This is a genomic window from Streptacidiphilus pinicola, from assembly GCF_003258295.1.
GTDB lineage: Bacteria > Actinomycetota > Actinomycetes > Streptomycetales > Streptomycetaceae > Streptacidiphilus > Streptacidiphilus pinicola.
In genome coordinates this window covers 46,262-69,302 of record NZ_QKYN01000077.1, presented here as the reverse complement: position 1 = coordinate 69,302, position 23,041 = coordinate 46,262, and the positions used below count along the sequence as shown (strand labels likewise).

General features: G+C 68.9%; 23 protein-coding genes, 1 tRNA gene and 1 pseudogene. 11 read left to right on the top strand and 14 right to left on the bottom strand.

The features are described from left to right. Window position 1 precedes the first annotated feature (1 nt). A tRNA-Lys gene (locus tag DN069_RS20520) sits at window positions 2-78 on the top strand. A gap of 305 nt (window positions 79-383) precedes the next feature. Here DN069_RS20520 and DN069_RS20515 read toward each other — a convergent pair. Next, window positions 384-1,370, bottom strand: coding sequence for an HNH endonuclease (locus tag DN069_RS20515; RefSeq protein ID WP_111502875.1), 987 nt, complete (start codon window positions 1,368-1,370; stop codon window positions 384-386). Between the two features lie 164 nt (window positions 1,371-1,534). Here DN069_RS20515 and DN069_RS20510 point away from each other — a divergent pair, with 164 nt between their 5' ends. Continuing rightward, the gene (locus DN069_RS20510; RefSeq protein ID WP_111502885.1) at window positions 1,535-1,759 is read left to right on the top strand and encodes a hypothetical protein; all 225 of its coding nucleotides are present in this window, start codon (window positions 1,535-1,537) and stop codon (window positions 1,757-1,759) included. Window positions 1,760-1,806: 47 nt separating this feature from the next. Here the strand turns inward: DN069_RS20510 and DN069_RS20505 are convergent. After that, window positions 1,807-2,391, bottom strand: a pseudogene (locus DN069_RS20505) (phosphotransferase family protein); the annotation flags it as partial. A 98-nt stretch (window positions 2,392-2,489) separates the two neighbouring features. Between DN069_RS20505 and DN069_RS39455 the strand changes: the two are divergent. After that, window positions 2,490-2,672, top strand: coding sequence for a hypothetical protein (locus tag DN069_RS39455; protein WP_133259988.1), 183 nt, complete (start codon window positions 2,490-2,492; stop codon window positions 2,670-2,672). 77 nt (window positions 2,673-2,749) lie between these two features. Here DN069_RS39455 and DN069_RS20500 read toward each other — a convergent pair whose 3' ends face one another. Beyond that, window positions 2,750-3,259, bottom strand: a complete 510-nt coding sequence (locus DN069_RS20500) for a hypothetical protein (RefSeq protein WP_111502871.1) — start codon at window positions 3,257-3,259, stop codon at window positions 2,750-2,752. 45 nt (window positions 3,260-3,304) lie between these two features. Here DN069_RS20500 and DN069_RS40950 point away from each other — a divergent pair, with 45 nt between their 5' ends. Next, a complete protein-coding gene (locus DN069_RS40950) occupies window positions 3,305-3,466 on the top strand; it encodes a hypothetical protein (protein ID WP_207892211.1) in 162 nt (53 codons plus the stop codon). 123 nt (window positions 3,467-3,589) lie between these two features. Here DN069_RS40950 and DN069_RS20490 read toward each other — a convergent pair whose 3' ends face one another. Further along, window positions 3,590-5,182, bottom strand: coding sequence for a tyrosine-type recombinase/integrase (locus DN069_RS20490; RefSeq protein ID WP_111502867.1), 1,593 nt, complete (start codon window positions 5,180-5,182; stop codon window positions 3,590-3,592). A 166-nt stretch (window positions 5,183-5,348) separates the two neighbouring features. Further along, on the bottom strand, window positions 5,349-5,693 hold the full coding sequence (locus DN069_RS20485) for a helix-turn-helix domain-containing protein (protein ID WP_111502865.1): 345 nt from the start codon (window positions 5,691-5,693) through the stop codon (window positions 5,349-5,351). 1,072 nt (window positions 5,694-6,765) lie between these two features. Here DN069_RS20485 and DN069_RS20480 point away from each other — a divergent pair. Both DN069_RS20480 and DN069_RS40145 read left to right on the top strand, forming a co-directional pair. Continuing rightward, entirely contained in the window at window positions 6,766-7,785 is a 1,020-nt protein-coding gene (locus DN069_RS20480) for a replication-relaxation family protein (RefSeq protein WP_111502863.1), read from the top strand. Between the two features lie 106 nt (window positions 7,786-7,891). Next, window positions 7,892-8,032 (top strand): hypothetical protein, encoded by a 141-nt coding sequence (locus DN069_RS40145; protein ID WP_165845565.1) that lies wholly within the window; start codon window positions 7,892-7,894, stop codon window positions 8,030-8,032. Between the two features lie 281 nt (window positions 8,033-8,313). Here DN069_RS40145 and DN069_RS20470 read toward each other — a convergent pair whose 3' ends face one another. Further along, on the bottom strand, window positions 8,314-8,757 hold the full coding sequence (locus DN069_RS20470; protein ID WP_111502861.1) for a DUF6188 family protein: 444 nt from the start codon (window positions 8,755-8,757) through the stop codon (window positions 8,314-8,316). Between the two features lie 13 nt (window positions 8,758-8,770). Then, the gene (locus DN069_RS41725) at window positions 8,771-9,571 is read right to left on the bottom strand and encodes a DUF6193 family natural product biosynthesis protein (protein WP_243639494.1); all 801 of its coding nucleotides are present in this window, start codon (window positions 9,569-9,571) and stop codon (window positions 8,771-8,773) included. A gap of 56 nt (window positions 9,572-9,627) precedes the next feature. Between DN069_RS41725 and DN069_RS42430 the strand changes: the two genes are divergently transcribed. The 3 genes from DN069_RS42430 (at window position 9,628) to DN069_RS20450 (ending at window position 11,477) form a co-directional block, all read left to right on the top strand. Continuing rightward, window positions 9,628-9,921: a C40 family peptidase gene (locus DN069_RS42430; RefSeq protein ID WP_111502859.1), complete on the top strand. Its 294-nt coding sequence runs from the start codon at window positions 9,628-9,630 to the stop codon at window positions 9,919-9,921. A 276-nt stretch (window positions 9,922-10,197) separates the two neighbouring features. After that, window positions 10,198-10,899, top strand: a complete 702-nt coding sequence (locus tag DN069_RS20455; protein WP_111502857.1) for a MarR family transcriptional regulator — start codon at window positions 10,198-10,200, stop codon at window positions 10,897-10,899. Between the two features lie 377 nt (window positions 10,900-11,276). Then, window positions 11,277-11,477 carry a hypothetical protein gene (locus tag DN069_RS20450; RefSeq protein WP_111502855.1) on the top strand — a complete coding sequence of 67 codons (201 nt, stop codon included), beginning with the start codon at window positions 11,277-11,279 and terminating at the stop codon, window positions 11,475-11,477. Window positions 11,478-12,084: 607 nt separating this feature from the next. On the opposite strand, the gene DN069_RS20440 is transcribed toward DN069_RS20450, so the two are convergent. Together DN069_RS20440 and DN069_RS40140 are read right to left on the bottom strand one after the other, a co-directional pair. Continuing rightward, window positions 12,085-12,678, bottom strand: a complete 594-nt coding sequence (locus DN069_RS20440; RefSeq protein ID WP_111502851.1) for a hypothetical protein — start codon at window positions 12,676-12,678, stop codon at window positions 12,085-12,087. A 1,318-nt stretch (window positions 12,679-13,996) separates the two neighbouring features. Then, window positions 13,997-14,260: a hypothetical protein gene (locus DN069_RS40140; RefSeq protein ID WP_111502849.1), complete on the bottom strand. Its 264-nt coding sequence runs from the start codon at window positions 14,258-14,260 to the stop codon at window positions 13,997-13,999. 319 nt (window positions 14,261-14,579) lie between these two features. Between DN069_RS40140 and DN069_RS40135 the strand changes: the two genes are divergently transcribed. Both DN069_RS40135 and DN069_RS20425 read left to right on the top strand, forming a co-directional pair. Next, a complete protein-coding gene (locus tag DN069_RS40135) occupies window positions 14,580-15,035 on the top strand; it encodes an ATP-binding protein (RefSeq protein WP_111502847.1) in 456 nt (151 codons plus the stop codon). A gap of 225 nt (window positions 15,036-15,260) precedes the next feature. Continuing rightward, entirely contained in the window at window positions 15,261-15,875 is a 615-nt protein-coding gene (locus DN069_RS20425) for an HD domain-containing protein (RefSeq protein WP_111502845.1), read from the top strand. 1 nt (window position 15,876) lies between these two features. Here the strand turns inward: DN069_RS20425 and serS are convergent, their stop codons facing one another. The 5 genes from serS to DN069_RS20400 form a co-directional block, all read right to left on the bottom strand. Then, the gene (gene serS / locus DN069_RS20420; protein ID WP_111502843.1) at window positions 15,877-17,109 is read right to left on the bottom strand and encodes a serine--tRNA ligase; all 1,233 of its coding nucleotides are present in this window, start codon (window positions 17,107-17,109) and stop codon (window positions 15,877-15,879) included. Window positions 17,110-17,173: 64 nt separating this feature from the next. Beyond that, entirely contained in the window at window positions 17,174-18,001 is an 828-nt protein-coding gene (locus DN069_RS20415) for a shikimate dehydrogenase (protein WP_111502841.1), read from the bottom strand. A 16-nt stretch (window positions 18,002-18,017) separates the two neighbouring features. After that, window positions 18,018-19,529 carry a hypothetical protein gene (locus DN069_RS20410; RefSeq protein WP_133259987.1) on the bottom strand — a complete coding sequence of 504 codons (1,512 nt, stop codon included), beginning with the start codon at window positions 19,527-19,529 and terminating at the stop codon, window positions 18,018-18,020. A 40-nt stretch (window positions 19,530-19,569) separates the two neighbouring features. After that, window positions 19,570-21,270 carry a radical SAM/SPASM domain-containing protein gene (locus DN069_RS20405; RefSeq protein WP_111502837.1) on the bottom strand — a complete coding sequence of 567 codons (1,701 nt, stop codon included), beginning with the start codon at window positions 21,268-21,270 and terminating at the stop codon, window positions 19,570-19,572. Window positions 21,271-21,324: 54 nt separating this feature from the next. Further along, complete coding sequence (locus DN069_RS20400) at window positions 21,325-23,040, bottom strand: carbamoyltransferase family protein (RefSeq protein ID WP_165845564.1); 1,716 nt, start codon at window positions 23,038-23,040, stop codon at window positions 21,325-21,327. Window position 23,041: the final 1 nt, after the last annotated feature.

The window sequence follows — 23,041 nt, the reverse complement described above, 5'->3', positions numbered from 1 at the left end:
GGCGCCGCTAGCTCAGTTGGTTAGAGCAGCTGACTCTTAATCAGCGGGTCCGGGGTTCGAGTCCCTGGCGGCGCACCACCAAGGTGGTATCTGACCTGCGGCTTCATGATTGATCATGAAGCCGCAGGTCTTTTTTGTGCCCGCGGTGGGAGCGTGGTGGGAGCGCGGGCGCGGAGTGGGCGCAAATGATCAACGCCTCATCGCGTGCCTCGTCCCCGCTGCTACGAGTGATCTCGCCTGGCGCCTTCTCCGTTCCGCGGCCGGGGCCTCTCGCCGCTTCGCTGAGCTTGGGGAGGGCGGCTCCTTCATCGGTGGCGATTGGCAGCGCCGGCGTGGGGTCTGCGTCAACCGCCTGTGCGCTCGTGGAATGAGGCGGAGGCCTGCTACCAGGAGGCTGTAGTTGCCACGAAGTGTTCGTGTAGGACCATCCGGTCCAGCACCGCGTCCTCAGGGATGAGCAACCTCGTGCCGTGAAGCGCGCTGTAATCGGGGTAGCCGCGGAGGCAAGGGGCCACGCTGACGACGAGTTCGGGACTGACGGTCAACAGGCCGTTGTCCAGCAGACGGTGTATGTCTGCTCGAAGGATGAGTCCTTCCTCCACCCGATGCTGTTCAGTGGTGGCGAAGGGGCGAAGGTGCGCTGCTTCAAGCACCTCTGCCGGGGCAGGACCTGTCACGGCACAGACCGCTCCGTACTGACCCAAGAGCGCGCGTCTAAACGCGTCCTGGCCTCTCCGTGCTGCGGCCGTGGTTCGCCGTCGGCCGCCCGGCAGCACTCTGGAATTACGTCGCCCGGGAAGCCCCTCCCAGCCCTCGCCCGGCAGCCGGACGCCGCGGATGATCAGAGCCGCCATGAGCTCGCGGTAGTCCATGGCCTTGATCGACTGCTGGTCGGAGTTGCTGAGACTCAGCTCGGCGAGCCGCCCCTTGTCCAGGCAACCTTCCAGAGCCTGCCAGCTTCCGCCGTAGTGAGCTCGGTAGCCGGTCACTTCGATGTTCTCAACCTTTGGCAGGTCGAAGGCGCTCTTGCAAGGGCTGCACCAGTACCGAACCAGTTCGGTTGTCCGCTCCTTGAAGCTCGTGCTGCCACAGTTCGGACAACGGCTGCGGAGCTTGGACTGGTTGGGGAAGACCTCCAACTCCTCGATGTATCCCACTCCGAGAGCTTCACGACTGTCGCGAACAACGACCAGATCGCCCCGTGCGACGCGACGGTGGTTCCCAACGGTGGAGTCGTAGCTGTAGGACTCCTCCACTACGTCGTCGTAACCGGAGTTCCCCTGGAAGTCCCTGTCATCACCCACGACAAGGAACGACCAGGCTCTACCGCTCGTCCCTACGGCCGGATCCTCTATGCCCACCCCATCCATGCAGGGAGCATACGAGCGATGACTGACGCTTATTTGCGCGTGACTGCCGTTTGGCCTCCCCAGGCGGCCTCCGCGTCGCCCCAAGACCGCTGAGGGTCGAACCGCGGCGTCGCAGTCGATGCGCGCTCTTGACGGCCCGCAGGGGTGGCGGAACCGTGGGCCTCATGCCTCTTCACTTCATCGGCGCCGACCCGGTGGGCGGCCCCGCAGCGGTCTGGGTCGACACCGAAACAGGTGACATCGTCATCAAGGGCCTCAGGGCTGACCCTGACAACCCACGCGTTGTGCCGTTTCCGGGCACTGACCACATCGAGCTGCCTGACCGGATGAAACCGGTGCTGCTCGAAGCGGTCGACTTCGTCGAGTCGCTCGGCTTGGACCTGGACTGATCTACGACGAAGGCCGCGCTGCGTCCTGTGCGCTCGCGGTGCGGCGTTCAGGGTACGCGGGTCCAGCTCCACGGGCGCGGTCCTCTGTGTCCTTGCAGGCATTCCAGGCGCAGGTGCGCTTGATCGCGAGCCTGTGGGTGCTGGATGGCGGTCTGCAGGGCGAAGCACACGAGCCTTAGTTCGCGGATGTCCCGCAGGGTCGGCCAGCCGAGGACGTCGGTTCCCCCGTAGGCGTCGCAGAATGCCTGGTAGTCGACTGGGCTGAGCTGGGCGAAGGTGCCGCGCTCGATCGCGGTGCTGGTGAGGTCCCATTCCGGCGGGCCGACGGAGGTGTGCTCGAAGTCGAGCAGCAGGGCATTGCCGTCCTCGAGGACCGCGACGTTGCCGCCCCAGGCGTCGCCGTGGATGACGCACTCGGGAAGGCCGGGCGGCAGGTGCTGCCAGGCCTGTTGGAGTCGTTCGAGTCGGTATAGGAGCCACGCGCGGGGCTCGGCCTCCAGCTCCGCCTCCTGGATGCGGTCACGGAGCCGCACGAATGGGTCGACACGGCCGAGGTCGATGTCCTGCGTTACGGGGAGGGCGTGCAGGAGTCGAAGCAGGCCGGCAAGCTCGGCAGTGGTGCCGGGCCGGTGCGGTGGGTCAGACCTGGTGCCTGCTGATTGTCAGAGCGGGCTGCAACGATGGCAGCGTGAAGATGCCTCGGACGACCTGCACCAGGTGCGGTAGGAACGTGGCCGCGATACCGGCCGGTGTCGCCGGACGCTGGAACGCCGCCCGTCATGACGAGCCTCACAGCGGTGTGCGCGAACTCCTGGTCTCGTGTGCTGGGTCCCTCAAGCCAGTCGCGATGGAGGATCTCGTGTACCAACTCGCCTTCGACGAGTCTGGCGACGATGCCCTCACCATCTTCTGACCCGACTGTCCGGGCACTTCCTCGGGGCCGCAAGCAGCTGGAGGGGCCCTGCCTCGTCAACCGGGGTGACGTGTGAATCAGAACAGGGTGTCGGCTGCGAGATCTTCGATCCACTCGAGCTGAGGATCACCCCCGACGCCGTCGAAGTGAAGGTAGACGGCTTGGTGGTATCCGAGATGGCGTCGGTAGGCGCGAAGCTTGGCGAAGTCGTAGTCGCGCTCCTCCACGGGGGTCCAACCACGCTTTGCCTCAAGCGCCAGAAGGTTGGCTCCGCGCTGGTTGCGAGGATCGTGGAGGATGAGATCCGGGTATACGGGGCGGGTGCGAAATTTGCCCCGGCGGAGCAAGTAGAGCTCCTTCTTGAGGATCCCGTCCTGGTTGTGGCGAAGGTTGTATTCGACGTCAGCTCGCCAGCGCCTCGACCAGACCTGCGCGATTGCCTCGAGTTCCAACGCGATGCGGGCCACGACCGAGCGTTCACTTGCTCCCCCGCTGACGAGGTCGAATCGGTCGGCCCATACTCGGGCGACCGCATCCTGGAGTGCTTGACGGATCGTCACCTCGTCGTACCGGACTCTCTCCACCATGCACTTTGACAGGTGGGTAGGACATTGCCGAGAGGCGGTTCAGAGATGCCCGTGCTCGACCAGATCTTCTACTGCATCGGCGTAGCGGCGGAGGACGAGCCGTCCGTCACCATCGCTGTAAGCGAGGACGCGGTCGCCGGGGTTGAGTCCGGCCTCAGCCAGCAGGCCGAGGGGGAGCGCGACGTTGCCTTCCTCGTCGATTACTAGCTCACTGGGGGTGCGAATCACGGTGGTTCTCCGGCGAAGGCGCTGGCGGTACTCGGGGGAGAATGGAACCGTACCAGCGCCTCAGCGAGCGGCAGTCCTCACCGTGCGACCAGGACAAGGGCGTCAGTCGCCGATGTCATTCTTGCGGAGCGTGTTGCCGGCTTGGACGAACACCTCGGCCAGAGCGGCTGCGGCCCTGTGCTTGAGCTCGTCGACAACCGACTGGTAGGTGTCGCGGGTGAAGGTGCTCGAGGAGTGGCCGAGCGTTTCCTTGACGACGCGGGCGTCGACACCGGCGGCGAGGGCGTGTGTGGCGGCGCCGTGCCGCAGGTCGTGGAGCCGGACAGGCGGCAGACCGTGGCGTTCGACCAGGCTCTGGAACTGATCGGTGACGTGAGCCGGGTGGAGCGGGCTGCCGTCGGTGTCGGTGAAGACCAGTCCGGTGTCGATCCAGCCGGGGCTGTGGGCGAGGCGTTCCTTGCGCTGTTGGCGGCGGTGCTCGGCGAGCAGTGCGACGGTGGCGGGGTCAAGAGCGATCACACGTTGGCCGGCGTCGGACTTTGGCGGTCCGGTATGCGTGGCCCAGCCGAGTTGGACGATCTGCTGGCTGACGGAGAGGGTGGCGGACCCGAGGTCGAGGTCGACCCAGCGAACTCCGCACGCCTCGCCGCGCCGCAGGCCGGTGTGCACGATCAGCCAGTACAGGACGCGGAGCGGATGAATTGCGCTGGAGGCGAGGAACTGGGCGGTGAGCTCGCCGGTCCAGACCATGACGCTGGAAGGCCTTTCTCCGGTCGCACGCCAGCGGGCGACGCGCTCGGGCGTCCAGATCTTGGGCTTGGGACGCTTCGAGCCGGGGAGCTTCACCAACTTGGCTACATTGACGATCACGAGCTGCTCATTGGCGGCATCGGTGAGCGCGGCCCGCAGGGTGGCACGGATGCCGTGAACGGTGGCGGGTCCGGCAGTGCGCCGGAACGGCGGCATGGCGCGCAGCTTGCGCCGGGCGGCCTGACAGCCTTTCAGGTTCCGCTTCTCCCAGGCGCGCTTTCGGGCGCGCTCGACGGCGTGGCGGGCGGCGTTCTCTTCCTCGATGAGCTGGTTGTTCTCCTCGATGGCTGTGAACATGGCGTGGACGTGGGCCGCGCGCAGCCTGTCGAGGCGGCGGTGGCCGAGGTGAGGGAGCAGGTAGAGCCGGATGTTGGCTTCGTAGAAGCGGCGGGTGTTGGGGGCGATGTCCCGTTTGGTCTCCAGCCAACTGGTGAGCCATTCGCCGACGGTGGTGTCGGTCTCGACGGGGCGGCCGATGCTGATCTTCTTGCGCAGGTGTTCCGGATCCGGCAGGGGCTCCTTCTTCCGGAGCGCCGTGCGGATCAGTGTGGTGATGTCGGCGCGGCAGTGGTCGGGATCCTCGGCCTGGTCAGCGAGCGCGAGGAGGTCCTCGACGTGGCGCATGGCGTCTTCGGCGTCGTCGCTTGTCTGATGGCCTCCCTGACGCAGGTGCTGGCGGGGTTGGTCGGGGCTGGTGGGGATCTGGAGCAGCCACCACCAGGTGCCGTGGCGGTGGTTCCAGCGTCCACCGGGGCGGCGCAATTTGGGGCAGCTGGTGCCCAGTTCCCGGCGGCGGACGCGTCCGGCCGCGTCGTGGACGGGGTTGCCGCCGTCGTCGAGCATGGGGACTTTGCAGCCGCAGCGCTTGTAGATGCTTCCGGCCATTGCGACCTCATTCGCGTGGTCATGGTGTCCCGCCGGGCCTGCGGGCCCGGCGGGACACCATGGGTGGAGCCGGTTGCGTCACCAGACGAGGCTGCTGACGCAATCAGCGGGTCGATGGTCGATCCACGCTCTGCGCCCGCCCTGCTGTCAACGACATCGCCGCAGCTCACGGTTGGTGTGATGAGTCGGCGAGGCATGAGACGTCGACATGGCCGGGCGCGGACGTTTCGGCTTCGGAGACGCTCACGCCGAGGAACTGGAGTAGGACGGCGGTGGAGATGCGGTGCTGGTGGCCGACCTTGAAGGTGGGGCAGGGGAACTGGCTGCGGTGGACGAGGGCGTAGGCGGTGGTGCGCCCGACGCCGAGCAAGCGGGCTGCGGCGGTCAGGCTGAGGGTGGGTGGAAGGTCGCGCAGGTCAGCGAGGCGCGGGGTGTTGCGGCGGTGCCGGCCGCGCGGAGAAGTCGTCAGGTTGTCAGGAGCAGGGATCGCGGAAGTGCGGTGGTTGTGCATGGACCTTTCGGCCCGACGGGCGCCGCGAAGAACGTTGACACCCTAAAAAACGCATTTTCCGGGCCGATCCAAACGCGTGGTCAGAAATTCGACGTCAGTAATTCTTTTCGGGGTATGCCGGAAGGGGCGCCTCTGGGCGGGCCAGGCACCGGTCCGGGCGATGGGGCGGGGTGGACGGCGGTGTGCCGTTCTGGCTGGTCAGGCGCAGATCTCCGGTGCGGTTCCGGCGACCGGATCAGCCGCATAGGAGGTGGAGCGGAGGTTCGGCGGAGGTGCTTGGGAGGCGCCGACCTGCTGCTCGCAGCATGTCTCGCCTGCCCAGGCGGCCACATTGGCTGCCAGGGCCTCCTTGGCTTCGTCGAAGCTGCGCAGGCGCCAGCCGTTCGCCCCGGACGGGTGGGGGAAGCGTCACTCGATTGGACGGCCTGCCGATGGCCGAATCCGCTAGGCGGTTGGGCGGTTCGCCGGAGAGCTTGTTCATGCTGCCCACCCGCGCCGAGCGCAAGCTGGCCGGGGCGATCGCGTCGGGCTGACTGTCCAGCGACGACGTCGAATTGAAGTTCGAGCGTTTGGATCGGCCCGGAAATTGCGTTTCTTGAGGGTGAGAGACACGGCAACCGGCACCCGTCGTCGGCTGCGGTGTTCCCGGGGGTCCGCGCCGCGGACGTTGACACTTCGCACCCAGTAGGCCCTCCACGACTCCTTCGAGGGAGGTGAAGGTCCGACGGACTCCCCGGACTCACCGCAAGGCCGCGTCTCCCGTTGACCCAGGGGCGGTGGCATCGACCGGCGGCCACCACCGCTGGGCCGATCAGTCTTCCCTGACCCTCGCATCCTGGAGGTTCCGCATGCCCAGGTTCCGCATCCTGCGTCCCCGGCGCCCGCCCCGGGGCAGGATCCGCGCCGTCCTGTCCGCCTTCCGCCGACGCCTCGACGTGTTGCTGCACGTCGCGCGTCTCCACCCACCCTCTCCCCGCACTGGTACCAGGCTGCGAGGTGCAGGCCCGGGCTGCCTCCCGCCGGAAATCCGGCCCCAGCGCATCCGGCGCCGCCTCCTCGAAGGAGATCGAGCATGACCACGCGCCGCAACCCCGCCCCCGCGCCCCTGCTCCGCGGAGGTCCCCGAGTCGTCACGCCGCACACCGGGAGCCCTCGCGCGGGCCGACGACGTCAGCCTCTCGCCGAACTGCTGACCAGGCTCACCGAACGCGACATCTGGCTGCTGGAGATGCTCGCCGAGCACACCGTCCTCACCTCCGCTCACATCAACGCCCTGTGGGACAACAGCCTCCGCAACACCAACCGCCGCCTGCTTACCCTTTACCGCCTGGGACTGCTCGACTCCTTTCGCCCCCGCGCCGTTTCCGGCTCCGCCCCCGAGCACTACCTCCTTGCCCGCAACGGGGCCAGCATCCTCGCCGCCCGCCACGCCACGACCCCGGCTGCCCTCGGCTGGAGCCCCGACCTGATCACTCGCACTGCCTACTCGCCCACGCTCGCTCATGACCTCGGCGCCACTACTTTCTTCACCAGCCTCGCAGCCGCCTCGCGCACAAGCCCCCACCCGGAGCGAGTTGACGCATGGTGGTCCGAGCAGCGCTGTGCCCGCGTCTGGGGAGACCTGGTGCGCCCCGACGCGCACGGCCGCCTCCGCCGACCCGACGGCCCCACCGTCGCGTTCTTCCTGGAGTACGACACCGGAACCGAACCCCACGCCAGGCTCGCTGCCAAACTCGACGCCTACGCCGACGCCGCCCCAGCCCTCGGCGGACGCCCCCTCGTGGTGCTCACCCTCCCCAGTAGCTGCCGGGAAACCCACCTCCACCAACGCCTCGCCAGACACCCCGCCCTCCACGCCGTCGACGTCGCGACCACCGCGCGCGACCACATGCCGCCGGCAGCTGCCGCGCACGAACCCCTCGGCCCCGTCTGGCTCCGCCTCGGACGTCCCACCCACCGCCAGCGCCTCGCCGAGCTCCCCGCTGAGCACCCTGACGCTGCCGAGCGCCGCGAAGCGGTCGCGGCGCTCGCGGGCCCCGTCGCGCCTCATCCTTTCGGGCATGACTTCCTAGGCGCTTTGCGGCGCCCATGACGACCAGCGCAACGTCTGTCCGTGCCGCAGCCGGGGCAGCCCCGGTTGCGGCACGGGCCTCATCCTGGCCGTCGCGGCCACCGTCACAGCCGTCCTCGTCGCCCTGATGGCACTGGCCACCGGAGTGCTGTTCATCTCCGGCACGGGCGCACCGAGCGGCACCGTGGTCGCGGACATACCCTCCATGGTGCTGACGCTCTATCGGCAGGCCGCAGCCACGGGGATCAGCGGCGACTCTCCGGGATGATGCCGCGATACGACTCGTGTCTCGTGCTCGACACCGGCCAGGCCCCCCCTCAGGCCGCAGAGGCGGCCCGCCGCTCGACCTTTGCCTTGCCGTTCGGAGTGCCGTGCCGCGGGTGCAGCCTGGTCGAGCGAGCCAGAGGCGCCAGCTCGGGAAACAGAGCCTCGACATCGACGGGGCGCGGGGGTGTGCTGCGGGTCATGAACGGTCTCCTGACGGCCGGTCTTCAGGACGCTCTTTGCCGAGGAGGGATGGTAGTGGGCAGGCCGACAGTGCCCCGGAGGCTACGGCCAGTGCCTTTCTGTCCCCTCCGCGTCGAACCGGAGTGCCAGCTCACCGTCTGGCATCGACACGATGCGTTGCCCTTCAGGGCCGGTGATCTGCCATGCCACGAACTCGGGGTGGCTGCGGCATTTCAGATGCATGCCGTTGTCGAACACCAGTCGAAGGGTGCCGGTCTTGAACGCGACCGCGGAGAGGATCTTCGATCCGAACAGGGTCAGGGCTGGAGCGACGTCCTGCGTTTCTGGCGTCAGGCGGAAGCCGGGGTTGCTCTCTGTCCGTCCTGGCCCTTGCATCAGCTCAGCCGGTGTTTCGAGCGTGACCAGCCAGTCCGAGCTGAGCGCCAGCGTGAGACGGAAGTCCACGGTGATCTGTGTGATGGAGAGGCTACGGAGGTTCAAGATCCATCGATCATCGAGCTCCGTCGGCAGGGGCGAGTTGCTCACATCCCTCCCTCGGCTAGTGGCCATCGGTTTCTGCAACGAATTCTCGCTTCATGTCACTGGCCGTGCCGGCGAAAGCCGGACCGAGGTTGTCCGGCAGATGGGCGACCACGATGTCGATGGCCTCTGCCGCCGTGTCGGCCTCGTCGATCACTGTTCGGCGATTCGGGCCCGACACGCGGAACCGCCCGTCGCGGAGCGGGTCAATGAAGGGGACCACCCAGGTGAATGGCCACCCTGTGCAGGTGGAGAAGTGAAGACCCCAGTGGCTGGTGAACGGGTAGAGCTGCTTGAGCTTCGGTTCGGCATAAGCGGCTTCCACCAGGTCGCGGACTGCTGGGAACGGGATGTCGTCCCGCAGTTCTTCACGCAGGAGCCGCCACTTCACGGCAACGGCGTCGGCGGGACCGTGTTCGTGGGCTTCGGCGAGCTCGCCGAAGGTGAGGAACGGGCACAGCTGGCGCAGATCGTGCAGGGATGCACTTGCCCGCCAGGCGGCCGCAGCCTTCGCCACCTCGTGGAGGTCTTTCGTGGCGCCACGGACGAGTTCAACGCCGCGGCTCCACCCGCTCACGCTGAACCAGCGCTCCTGGGAGCCAAGGTAGATCGACAGCGGTTTGCGACCGTTGGACGCCCCGGAAGCGGCGGGCTCGCAGGGCTCCTCGCTGGCGCTCCAGACCTCGACCAGGTTGAGGCCGAGTTCGATGGTGACCTGCTCCAACGCAGCGTGCAGGCCGCCGGCGGCGGCCAGGTCCGGATACAGCTCGGGGTTGGGGCCATTGGGGGAGGTCGCGCTGCCGGAGGGTTTCAGGCTCATCGAGTCAGTCTGACGACTACCCGCACGCTGCGGTACCGGATTCACGAGAGGGCACGTTGTCGGAAGGAAGAGCTTCCAGAAGCAGCTCATGCGGTCGCCTACGCCTGCTCCCAGCTTGGCATCCCGATGGGTGGGGCGCGGAGACCCGCCGAGCCTTCGACTGCTCCGGCCTCACCCAGGCCGCCTACGCTGCCGCCGGCATCCAACTCCCCCGCACCGCTCAACAGCAGTACGACTCTGGACCCAAACCCCCACGCGGAGCCGCTATCGAGCCCGGTCGCCTCATCTTCTCCGGGAGCGACTCGCCCGCATCGTCCACGTCGGCATCGTCACGTCGCCCACCGAGATGATCGACGCCCCACACAGGTGCCCTCACTTGCTTCGAACGAATCGGAACTGACGTGATCGGAGACACCACGCCCGCCGGCCAAACCGTGACGATCGGCAACTGCTCTGCAGAACCTCTCGGTGCATGTGGCACGTTGCCGTCGATTCTCTCGAATTGGCTTGACTTGGCTGGGGTTTGAGAGCGATCGATTGGACCACGACCCGATTAGCGCGGTGGCCACCGTCCGGGTCGCCCCGGCCGGGGACCTACGACGGCACCACTGCGACCGGAGGTCCCGATGACCCTCACCGCTATTCCCGCTGTTCCTGATGGCCTCACCCCCAGCGCCGCCCGGATCTACGCAGCCCTGAACGCATCTCCCGGCAGCACCGTGGCCGAGCTGGCTCGCGCGGCCCAGACCGGCAAGTCCACCGCTGCCAACCTGCTCAAGCAGATGGAGCAGGAGGGTCTCGCCCGGCGAACCCTGGGTGGGAGCGATGGCAACCGCCGCTTCCCCGACCGCTGGTACGTCACCGCCACGTCCTTGGCGGACATCGAGGTGTCCGACGCTCCGGGCGGGAGCGAGGAGGGCGCCGACCCGTTGGGCACCAACGACGCCGACCAAGCTTCTGCCCTGTCCTTGGTGGGACGCGAAGACGAACTTCCTCGCGCGGACGACCTGCCCGACCGACACAAGGATGAGCAGGGCCCGGCTGGGGAACCCGACGCTGAGCCGCAGGCCGTGTCGGCCATCGCAACGGGCGAAGTATCCCCGAGCGGGCGACTCGGCCAGGGTGGGCTCAGGGCTCTGGTCCACGGCTTCCTCGCCGACCACGCCGACATGGCGCACTCGCCTACCAAGATCTCCCGGAAGCTGGGCCGTAGTTCCGGGGCGGTTGCGAACGCGCTCGTGACGCTGGTCAACCTGGGGCAAGCGGAGATGGTGACGGCAAAGCCCCGTACCTACCGGCTCGTGGCCTCTCCGGCACAACTGAAGTGAGCGGTGACCGGGGCGGGCCGGAACGACTGGCGCGTCCGGCCCGCCCCGGCAGCGGTGATCGGCACGCCGGTGGTGGCTGGCAGTATGAGGTGCTGTTCAGGTGTGACCGGGCCCCGTGGTGTCCGAAGTGGGGCAGGGGAGTGAGCGCAGAGCCATGTATGGGGCGCGCACAGCACCGGTCCGCCGCCCACGACGCGCTCACAGCGCCGGAGCCGGTGCTCGGCGACGCGCAGCGCCATGGCGCCGAAACCTCAAACGGCGTCAGCGTCACCCTGAAGCCCGAAGCTTCTGCGCGACACCGACGGTAGCCTCACCCTCGGTGGAGTTACGGCCGAAGACCGGTTCGACGGCTGGATCCGAGACGAAGGAGACGACTTATGGACCTGCGTGAAGCGGCGAAGACCGTGGCCGCCGATGTTCGCGAGAGCTACCCCGAACTCTCCGACCGTGAAGCCGTGCAGTACGCACGGGAAACGGTCACCGTCGAATCCCTCGACAACTCAGAGGGAGGGCACTACGACGAGTGGCTTCGGGTGCTTACCGCACCTGGCGGCGACGTGGACAGCGTCAACCTGTGAGGTGCCCTCGCGCTAGCGCCTCGTGGCCCGCTCGGTGAACCAGTGACCTGGCGAGCTCGGCTGCTACACGGGCGATGGGCGGTGAAGCTTCCAGGCCGCCGGGTCGGCGTGAAGGGCAGTCCGGGGCTCCACCCCCTTTGAGGGGAGGAGCCCCGTCGGCGTCAGAAGCCCTGGGTGATGGGTGCCACGGGGACGCGGGGTGCCCCGGGGCAGCACCAGTAGACCCGTTCCCCGTCCCGCTCGACGGTCATTGGGTGCCGGTGGCCGGGACAGGGCGGATACGGCGTGGAGCCCACGGCCTCCTGGGCCGCGTCCATGAGCGCCTGTGCGCAGCGCCATGATTGCTCGGCGGCGCTGCCGCCCTCATGTACGTGGAACGCGAAGTCCTGTCCGTCGACGTCCGCTTGGACGAGGAACGCGGGCGGCTGCCCCGACGGCTCTCCCCAGCCCGGAGCGAGGACGGTTTCAGTCGGGGAGACGGACTGGACGTTCACTGCAGGGCCGGTGAGTGGTCGGAGCGATTCGGCTACGCCGGCCAGGACGGAGAGCAGGAGCGGGGAGGGCTCAGCGAAGGACGACAAAGTTTCCGCCTATGTGGAGCACGGCCTTACCGGGGTTCCCGGCCACCTCGACCGGGAAGGTCAGTGTGTCCCACCAACTCAGCAGGTCGCCACTGGCCATGCCGCCCTGGGTACCGTGCAGGAGGTAGGAGACGCCGACGGTGTGGGGGGGCGTTCGCGCCGAGGTAGTGGCCGGTTCCCTTGTACCAGCGCATGCCGGCCTCGTTCATCGGACCGGCGGCGATCGCCTGCAGGGGCAGGGCGACCTTGTAGCCCCAGTTGACGTTGTTGTACTTGCAGTTGTAGCGGGTGTGGAAGGTGCCGTTGCGGTCGCTGAAGGTGTTGTCCGGCGCGGAGCAGTGCACCACCGGGTAGGTGGGACCCGGGTCGATCTTCTGCGGCTGAACCTTGGGTGCGTCGGGCCCCAGCTCCGCCTGGAGCTGGGACTGCAGGCTTGCCGCGGTCGTCGGCGTGACAGGCTTGTCGAGGGTGATGTCCAGGGAGGAGTCCCCGGCCTGGACGGATATTGATGAAACGGTGGCCTGCTCCGCGGTGGTCTCGGCCGCGGTGGCCGGTGTGACGATGCTTCCGCCCAGGCACAGCCCGATAGCTGCGGCCAGGATGAGTTTGCCCCTGCGCATGGATCCCCCTCAAGTTGTTGTGCCGCGCCCCGGCGAGCCCCTCTGGGGCCGGGTGCGGCCGAATGAGCAAGATCCTTTCAAGGGCTTGCGCTGGGCTGGTACCCCCGAAAGTCCGAGGAGGGGCTCCAGCTGGTGGTTGCCGGACCGGTCGGGTGGTGATGGCGTCCACCTCCGTGGACGCCGGTCGGCGGCGCGGCTGCACCAGGGCCGCCGCCGTTGAGCGACCGTCGGGGGCGAAGGCGTCTCGGCCGTCAGGTCCGCCGCTTCCGCCTCGGGTGTGGTCCGGTGTCAGTCGTGGGCGAGGGCGGCGCTGAGAGCGCCGACCAGCTCGGCGGGGATGTCGCGGTCCGCACCGAAGGGGCGAGCGGTGCCCTGCGGTCGGGGCGGGCCCAGATCCGCCACAGCTCGAGCTTCGGGCGGGTCCCCGGCTGGGGCAGGAATCCGGCGTAGAAGCGCTGGCAGGGGGAGAAGGTGTGGCAGTACGCGGAGTCGTCGGACCAGGACCACCCGGAGATGTCGAGGCGATCGAGGGCAGCGTCGGGTGCGCCCGGTCCGGCCAGGTAGCGGGGCGCATGGTCAGGAGGGGGAAGTCGAGGTCAGGCAGGCAGCCGGTGTTCGCGTTCATGGGGGGAGCCCACTTTCGCCCAGGGGCGGCCAGCTGGTCGCCCCTGGGCGGGAGTTGGGGTCAGGGCGGTGCACGTGGCGCGGTCGCAGCCGCAGGGGCGGGTGCAGGCGCACAGACAGGGGCGTGTGGCGCGCTTCCTGCGCTGTCTGGGCACCAGTCGCAGCCGCCCGGGGTCGGCGGCCCGTGTGTGCCGCCTAAGGCTCTGGTAGGCGTCGATGAGCCGGTCGTGCCGACGCGGGTCGGCCCGCGACCCCCCCCGCCCCGGCCGGGCGCGCACCGTCACACCCCGATGCCGGCCGACACCGTCTCGCGCTGGCTGGCCCGACGAAGGAGGGAGAAGGAGGGAGACGGGAGGGAGCAACGTGAGGCCAGGAGATACACACTGGTCGGACCGGGTGGGCGGCCGCGCGCGAAGACCGGGGGTTATAGGCTCCCCGGGTATGGAGTCGGGGCAGCTCCGAGGGCGGAGGCTTGCCGTGTGACCTGCGGTTTTCCCGGTCCCGGGGGTATCCCGTCTGTGGATGGACGGGGTCGTGGACACCCGTGGTGGATACGGATGATTGGACAGGGTGCCGGCCTTCGCTGGCCCGGCGGTTCGTCAGCGCGCCGCTCTGGCCCGGGCAGTGGGGTGGCCGCCCGCTCGGAGGAGGCGATGCAGCACCGCGGCGCCCTGCGAGAGGAGTGCAAGACCGGTCATGAGCAGACCGAGGCCAGGCTGGCCACCGGTGAACGCGCCAGCAGATCCGGGCGCCTGTAAGCGGACGCCGAGGCTGCGACGAGCGCCAGCACGACGACGGCGGGTAGCACGATGGCATCGGGGAGGCGGAACAGGGCCACATCGACGGTGCTCAGATCGGGACCGAGCACCGCCAGGACGAAGCAGACGGCTGCCGTCTCCAGCCGTAGCGGGAGCTGCACAAGCAGCAGGGCTGCGATCCCCGCGATCATGGAAACCACGACTGGCCACCTCGCTCTCAGCGCGCCGACGACGGCTGTCGTCGCCCCTTGTCGAGGTCCCTCTGGGTGCGCACAGAAGTCTTTTCGATCACCCCTGGCCCTTATCGCCCTGGTCAGGGTGTCGTGGTGCTCCGCCCAGCGTGGATCGGAGGCCCGTGGTGTTCATGCTCGTTCTGCTCGTCGTGCTCGACACGTTCCGGTACGGCCCTTTCAACGTCGCACTTGTCGCCCGCGGCACGCGCTCGTTCCTGAGCCCGGGCCGGGGGCGGCATCGCCGTCAGCGTCGGCACGCTCGCCCGGTACCTCGGTGGGCTGCGGCATGACCGGCCTGCCGAGCGGGCAGAGCGTGATCGTCTGCCGTTGGAACGCCGGAACCGTGCAGCCGGCCCGGCTCGCCCGCTTGCGGCTGCGTCCCGAGCTGCTGGGCCTGAACCTGAGCGAGGCCGTCGTGGATGACGTGCTGCTCGCGGCTTCGGAGCTCGTGGCCAACGCGACGGAGCACGCCGCCGGTCCGTACGAGCTGCGGTTGCTGACCAGCGGCGGCGAGTACGTCCTCGAGTGCCATGACAGCAGTCCGGATCTCCCGCCTATCGCGCTGCACCCCGTCGCGCCGCCTGAGGGCACCGGGCAGGTAAGGCCCGGCTTTGACCTGATGGGTGAGCGAGGACGCGGGCTGAGCCTGCTGAGCAGCTTGTTCCAGGGTTGCCTGTCGGCAAGGCGGACGCCGTCGGGAAAAGCGGTCTTCGTCGTCTTCGGGGCCCGTCTCTCGGGGTGAGCCGCACGGTGCGTGAGCCATGTGGCCATCGGTGCGCCGCAGTCACTCGAACCGGCGGCTCGATCGGTTCCGCCAACGCCGGCATCCCGGCGGGACCCGCTCTGGCGTCGATTCCCCTGTTCGGCGGATCCCGACATGCCCCTGCCCCGACCAGTAGGTCTCATGGAACCACGGGGGTGGAGGTGCTGCCCGAGACAGCTACTGCTGCCGAGGCGGAGGAGAGTGATGACCCCGCCTGCTTCTGGGAAGGCGCAGCGCTATCGCCTGTCGTCCTACGCCGCCGAGGCACGCCCCCTGTACGAGGCCAAGGACCCGGCGCATGACTTCGTGCACATCGAGCGCGTCATCGCGCGGGCCGAACTGCTGGCTGAGGGGACGACTCCAAGACAGGATCTGCTGTACTTCCTGGCTTGCTTCCACGGCCTGGTCCAGAAGATGGCGGACTCCTGCTTCCGTGAGCGGACCCAGCGCTTTCTGGAGGGCCTGGGTTGGACTTCCGTCGAGGCGGAAGAGGGCATCGCGGCACTGGAACGGCATCTGACCGAGCCGGTCTCGCCGGAGGAGCAGTTGGTGTACGACGCCAACTACTGGGAGGCCATGGGGCCTTTCGGTATCGCGAAGGCGTTCACGACCGGCGGGGCGCGTGGTCAGCGGGTCGAGGAGACGCTCCGGATCGCAAGGGCTTTTGTCGACCGTCCCGAGTTCCGGACACCCACGGCTCAACGTCTCGCCCCCGCTCGTCGAGCCTATGCCCACACCTTCTTGGACGAGCTGGAGCTGGAGCTGGACAGCCCTTGGTGCCGGACGATCAGTGAGTCGTCCGACACCGAAAGGGGTTGAATCAGTCGGTGGCTCCGAGTCGCGCCGGTGCACCGAACTTCTGGAGGACCTCGGGGACGGCCACGACGCCGTGCTCGTCCTGGAAGTTCTCCATCACCGCGAGCAGGGCACGGGCGGTGATGCCGGTGCCGTTGACCGTGTGAAGGAACTCGCTGCCGTGCTCGCGCCGGACACGGGCGTTGAGGCGCCGCGCCTGGTAGTCGGTGGTGTTCGAGCAGGACGTGACTTCCCGGTATCGCTGCTGGGCCGGGAACCATGCCTCAATGTCGTACTTCTTCGCGGCCGGGTTGCCCAGGTCCCCGACGGCGATGTTGACCACCTGGTACGGCAGGCCGAGGGCCTGGACGATCTCCTCCTCGATGGCCAGGATCTCGTCGTGGATGCGCTCGGTATCCTCGGGCAGGCAGAAGACGAACATCTCCACCTTGTCGAACTGGTGGACCCGGAACATGCCGCGGGTGTCCTTGCCCGCCGAGCCGGCCTCACGGCGGAAGTTCGTCGAGAAGGCGGTGTAGCGGGCCGGCAGCTCGGCCTCCTCCAGGCGCTCATCCATGTGAAAGCCGCCGAGAGCGACTTCGGAGGTGCCGCTGAGGTACAGCTCGTCCTTGTCGAGCCGGTAGAGGTTGCTCTCCTCGTTCGGCAGGTAGCCCGTGCCGTACATGGCCGCTTCGTTGACCAGCACCGGCGGCAGCAGGTAGGTGAAGCCCTTGCTGATCACGTGGTCCAGGACGAACCGGTACAGGGCGGTCTCGGCGAGAGCGACGTTGCCGACCCGGTACGCGAAGCGCGAACCGGACAGGCGCGCGCCGCGCTTCATGTCGACCCAGCCCGACTGCGAGCCGAGCTCCAGGTGGTCCTTGGGCGTGAAGCCGAACGTGGGGATCGAGCCCCAGGTCCGCACGATCTCACCCTCGTCCTCGCCGCCGTCGGGCGCGGTGGGGTGGGGGAGGTTGGGTAGGCGGTCGAGCAGGTATTGGCGCTTCTCGGCGGCCTGGGCGAGCTCGTCCTCGGAGATGCGCAGCTGCTCCTTGAGCTGCTTGAGGTGCTCGATCTGCTCGGGAGTCGGCGCTCCCTTCGGCTTGTTCTGAGATCGAAGCTGGTCCACGCGCTCGGTCAGTTCGCGCCAACTCGCGTCCACAGCGAGTAGGGCGTCGAAGTCGTCAGCCGCGCCTCGTCGGGCGAGGGCGGCACGGTAGGTCTCTGGCTCCAGGCGTGCGGCCTTCAGATCGATCACTTGCCCCATCATAGTGATGCGGCGGCCAGTCTTCGATCCGGTTCCTGATGTCAATGATCCACTCCTATTGACTGATTGACGTAACGTCACTCGCGATCTCATCAACGGCCGCGAACATCGCCTGGAGCGGTGCCCGCTCGCATCCGGTCTGCAGCTCGACCTGCCGGGCGGCCTGGTGCACGAGCATGGCGAGTCCGCCGACGACGGTCCGTCCGGCGGGCTGCGCGGCGGCGGCGAGTGGGGTGGGCCAGGGCCGGTAGACCACGTCCAGCAGCACGCCAGCCCCGGGCCGCCAGCCCGTCGCAAGGACGTCTGCCGCGCCGGGCGGCACGGTGGAGACGACCAATGGCGCGTCGAGATGTTCACGGGCCTCGGTCCAGGGGCGGACACGAAGGCGCATCCCGACCCGGCGTGCGATCTCCCGCACGATGGGCGCGCGGTCGGGGCTCCGCAGTAGCAGGGTGGCCGCCTTCGCGCCGAAGCGATGCGCGGCTGCGAGCGCCGAGCACGCTGTTGCGCCGCCGCCGAGGACGACGACGTCCTCGGCGGAGGGCAGGACCTGGCTCAGAGCGGCGGTCATGCCGTGAACGTCGGTGTTGTCGCCGAGGAGGCGGCCATCCCGGGCGCTGACGCAGTTGACCGTGCCCGTCTGCCGGGCGGTGTCGCCGATCTCGTCCAGCAGCGGGACGACCGCCTGCTTGAGCGGCATGGTCAGCGAGAATCCGGCCCATTCTCCGGCGCGGCATTCGTCAAGCCGACGGCCGAGCTGGCTGGGCGCGCAGTCGATCGCCTCGTAGGTCCAGGGCAGGCCGAGTGCGTGATAGGCGGACCGGTGAAGGACGGGCGAGAGGGCTCCACCGGTGGCTGAGCCCAGGAGGGCGAGTCGGGACATCGTGGTGGCTCCGGCTTCAGCTGAAGAGGTTCTCGTACTTCCAGTACTGGACGTCCCACTGGCCCGCCAGGGGATCCGTGACGTCGCGCGGGTCGAGCAGGCGGTGCCGGACCAGGCGGTCCTGCACTCCGGCGAGGTCTCGCCAGCCCTGGGACAGGAACGCGCCGACGTCGGAGAGGCCGGTGTCCGCGCGGGCTTCATCCAGCAGGCCGGCGAGGGGCGGCCGGGTGAAGCCACGGGGCGCTCTGGTGAGGCGGTGCAGGGGCGGTGCGTGCGTTCCGGCCAGGAGGGTCTCGGCCTCCAGCAGGTGGTCGACGACCTGCAGTTGGTACCAGCGGCAGGTGAAGTGAAGGCCGCGGCGCCGGGTCTTGTCGACCACGCGGAGCTTGCGCCACAGCACGAAGTTCAGGTACCTCCAGCGAAGGTTCTCCGTGGCCGACGTGTCCCCGGCCGGGTCGCCCCTGAGGCCGTGCGCGTGCAGCCAGCGCAGCGGCTCGGACACCCGCATGGAGTGGTCGTAGCCGGGACGCTGCGACAGGAGAAGGTCGTATCCGGTCTCGCCCGCGAGATAGACGGTCTCGCCCGCGTGCGCCGCGGCGCGGGCGGCGCCGAGGACCAGGGCGCCGGGCGCGCGCCGGCGCAGCAGGTGGATACGGCCGTGCCTGTCGGCGAAGGTATCCGACGCAGCGGTCAACGGCCCGTGCCAGTCGAGGCAGGGCTCCTGCCCGTCGCCCGGCGGCTTCTGCCTGTCCTGGTGCTCTTCGAGCGCTTCGGCGAGGTCCTCCGACCGATAGGGCGGGTGCGCGAGGACCTCGGCGAGCTGCTGCTGGGAGGCGAGCACGCGACAGGCGTCCGGTGAGTGCGCGAGGTGCCGGCGGGCGTAAGACTCACGCCACTTGGGATGAGGGGCGAAGCGCCCCGCACACAGGTACGCCGCCTCCAGACCGACGGTTGCCGCGCGGAACGCGGCGCGGACGGCCGGATAGGTGGTGCCCTCGTCGTGCAGCAGCCGCAGGGCCGTCGCCGTCCAGGTGGTGACCCGGGTCCACGCTTCGTCCTGGCGCGCCGCCAGGACGGCCGGCGGCCACGTCCCGGCGAGCCGGCGCATGCGCGCGTGGACGCCCCCAGGGTCGTGCAGGGGCCAGGAGTCCAGGAACCAGGCGAGCAGCCACTCGCTCTGCTGGTGCCAGTGATCCGGGTTCTCGGGGTGGTGGTAGAGGCGTGAGAGGTCGGCCCGGGGGAGACTCTCGATCTCGAAGCGCATGCCCTTGTCGCAGATGGGCCCGTAGAGCTCGTCGAGGCTGAGGCCGTCGATGAGGGCTCCAAGGGCCGCGGCGTGTGCGCGATAGTCCCGTTCGCGCCGGAAAACCAGGAACACGTCGAGGTCGGAGTGCTCGTCGGCGGCGCCGTAGGCGACGGACGAGGTGACCGTCGCGGTCAGCAGGTCCTCCACGCCCGGGAGGGAGGTGCGGATCGCGGGGAGAACATGCAGCTGGAAGGCGTCCGCAGCGGCGTCGCGAAGACGCACGGAGTCAGGCGAAGCAGTGATGGTGGTCATGGACGGCCCCTCAGTCGAGCGTCTGGTGGCCGATGGAGTACGAAAGGGTGCGCGGACGGGCGGCGACCGCGCCGAGCAGCAGGTGCCGCTCCTCGGCGGTGGGAACGTGCCACCAGTTCGCGGGAACGGGACCGGGCGGGCGCACCTGGTCGAAAAGGTCCCGCACGAAGAGCTGGTTGAAGCGCTGAGTGTAGTGGCAGCTGCGCACGTCGATGGCCATCTCGTCCCCGCTGTGCACCAGGGCGTCGTACGCACATCCGTTGCCGCACATCCCCCTGGCCGCGCACCCCTCGCAGTGCTGGTAGTAGATGGGAGAGCGCTTCCGCCAGCGAGTGACCACGGTGTCCCGGTATGCGTCGATGTCCAGGGTGCGCAGTGCGAGCTTGTCCATGACCAGGAAGCTCTTGCACGGGCCGACGTTGCCCTTCGCGTCGACGTTGAGGTTGGTCCCGCCGGCCGCGCCGCAGTCGTGGAAGCGGTACCGGCGTTCGACGAAGGGCTGCAGCTTGCGGTGGACGAGCTCCAGGAACAGGCCTCGGTCGCGGAAGGCCTGGTGGATCGCGTACATGCGGTCGGCGTAGCGGTCGGGGTCGATGAGCTGGGCGTAGTCCTGCTGCTCGGGAGTGGGTGGCTTCATGAAGTTCACGCCGAGACCGGTGGGCTGGTAGGTGTCGAGGAACCAGGCGATGATCTCCTCGGCCCGGTCGAGGTTGTGCTGTCCCAGGACCATGGACAAGGACACCTCCGCGCCGGCGCGCTGGAGCTGTCGGACACCGGCGTCGACCATCCGCCAGGAGCCGTGACCTCCGTGGTTGCGGCGCAGTTGGTCGTGGATCTCGGCGGGGCCGTCCATGGAGACGATGCACTTGACGTCGTGCTCTGCCAGGAAGGCCGCGTGCCGTCCGCGGATGAGGACCGCGTTCGTGCCGATGACGAACCAGAAGTTCTCGCCCGGGCGGGCCAGCCGCTCGGCGGTGGTCACGACGTGCTGGACCTGATGGAAGAACAGCGTCGGTTCGCCGCCCGTGATGTGGATGATCTTCGGGCGGGCGGGGTCGGAGTGGGCGAAGAAGAACGCGATGGTCTCGGTGAGGCGGTCGGCGTCGGTCGGCTCGGCCTGCGGGGCGAGCACGTTGGGGATGACCTTGCAGTACTGGCAGGAGAGGTTGCAGACGTCGGTCAGCAGGATGCGCAGGAGCGTAAACGACGGCTCGGTCTCCTCCTTGGAGTCCTCCTGAGCCATCAGCCGGCGGTGGAACGCCTCGGGCTCTCCCCCGGCGTCCACGACGAAGCCCTCCGCGACGAGCCTCGCCATCAGGTCTGATGCCGACGGGGTTCGTCCGGCCCGCAGGTCCTCGACGGCGTCGCGAAGTAACCTTCCGCCGAAGACCTGCTGCTGGCGCAGCGCGTGGTTGAGGCACCAGGCGCCGTCGCCGAGGTCGATCAGCTGTGTGTTGGACTCCAGTTGCGGGCCGTCTTCACGCGGTGCCACCGCCGGGAGGGCCTCGGCGTTGGCGTGGACCGCCGTCAGGACCGCGTCCGCCCCGGCGGCGAGTGCGGGCAGGCCGTCGCGCGAGTCACCGGATTCGGCGCCCGCTCGCCGCGGCCTCGGCAGGGGCAGTAGCACCGGGGTGCTGCCGCCCGCGGGACGGGGACCGCAGGAACCGCAGCCCCCGTCGTGGACGGAGTGAGGGGAGAAGGACTCGGTCATCGCTTTGCGCTCCTTGTCATGGGGAGTGGGCGCCCGGTGCCGGACTGGCGCCGGTCAGTTCGCGGCGCGGGTGACGACGCGGTCGTCGAAGACCAGGGCGTCGAGGCCGAGCGTGAGGAACTCCGCGACAGCGTCGGCGGGGCTCTCGACGATGGGGTTCCCGGCCGCGTTGAACGAGGTGTTGAGCAGGACCGGGACACCGGTGAGGGCGGCGAACCGCTCGATCAGCGTGTGATAGCGCGGTTGGATCTCAGGTCGCACCACGTGGACGCGCGCCGTGCCGTCGGCGTGGACGACGGCCGGGATGCGCGCGCGCCGATCCGGCAAGACCGGGACGGCCTGGAGCATGAACGTGGCCGGGCCAGCAGCAGCCGTCTCCGCCGGGCGGACGTCGAACCAGTCGCCTGCCGCGCCCGCGGTGACGCTCGGGGCGTAGGGGCGGAACGCCTCGCGCCTCTTGATCTCCGCGTCCAGCCGCGGTTTGGTGTCGGCGCGGCGCGGGTCAGCGAGGAGGCTGCGCTGGCCCAGCGCCCTGATGCCGTACTCGCTGCCGCCGTCGAACCAGCCGACAACCTGCCCGTCGGCGATCCGGGACGCCGCATCGGCGACGGGGTCTTCGGGCCGGGTGACCCGGACCTGGTCGCTCCACGGCGCGAGCGCGGCGTCGATCTCCGCCGTGGTGTAGGTGTGACCCAGGGAGCTGCTGGCCATCGTCCATCGCCCGTCGCCACCGAGCCGCCGGTGGGCCCAGAGGGCGTTGCCCAACGCCTGGCCCACGTCCGAGGCCGCGGGCTGGACGAAGAGACCGTCCAGGTCGAGCTCGCGGGCGATCCGGTGGTTGGCGACGCAGTTCAGTGCAACCCCGCCAGCCAGGCACACCGAGCGCAGGCCCGTCCGCTCGACGGCGTCGCCGATGAGTCGGAGAAGAGCATTCTCCAGTGCCGCCTGGGCGAGAGCAGCCACTTCGTGGTGCGTCCCGTCGAGCGCGGCCCCGGGTGTGCGCGGGGGAGCGCTGACACCCGCTTGCTCGTGGAGCCAGTCGGAGACGGCTTCGGTCTTGGCCCGGTGGCGCTGCGGCATACGGCATCTGAGGCGTCCGTCGTGCCAGGTGAACAGCTCGGCGTCGGTCCACTTGCCGGTCCCGTACGCGGCCAGCGCCATGGTCTGGCTGGCGTCGTGATAGCTGGGGAAGCCCAGCCAACGCGTGATGTAGCCGTACGCCGAGCCCAGAGACAGCTCGTCCGGACCGTCTCCGTGACGCCCCACCTGCTCCAGGCGCAGCCGTCCGTCGTCGCAGCAGTCCCACACGGTCGTTCGTTCCAGTGAGTTGCGCCAGTAGTCGCTGTGGAGCCGCGGGCCGAGGATGTTGCCCTCGTTGTCCGCCACCACGGTGACGGCTTCGCGGAACGGGCTGGGCAGGAAGGCACTGGCCGCGTGCGAAAGGTGGTGGGAGGGCACGACGACGACCTGGTCGTCACGCACCAGGACGCCTTCACGCCGAAGCGCCGAGGCAGCCCAGCGCGGTGAGGGCGTCAGCTCGCAGCAGATGCTCACCGCGACGGCGTCCACCGCGTCGATCTCGATGCCCGCCTCCACCAGGCAGTAGCCGACGGCCTTCCTGACTCCGCCGCTGTGCTTGCGCCGGACCAGCCGCTCCTCGGCGATGGCCGCCACGGGCACGCCGTCGCGGAGCAGGGCTGCCGCGCCGTCGTCCAGCCCGATGCCGGTGGAGGTACGCGTAAGGTTCACACCCAGGACGTATGAAGACACG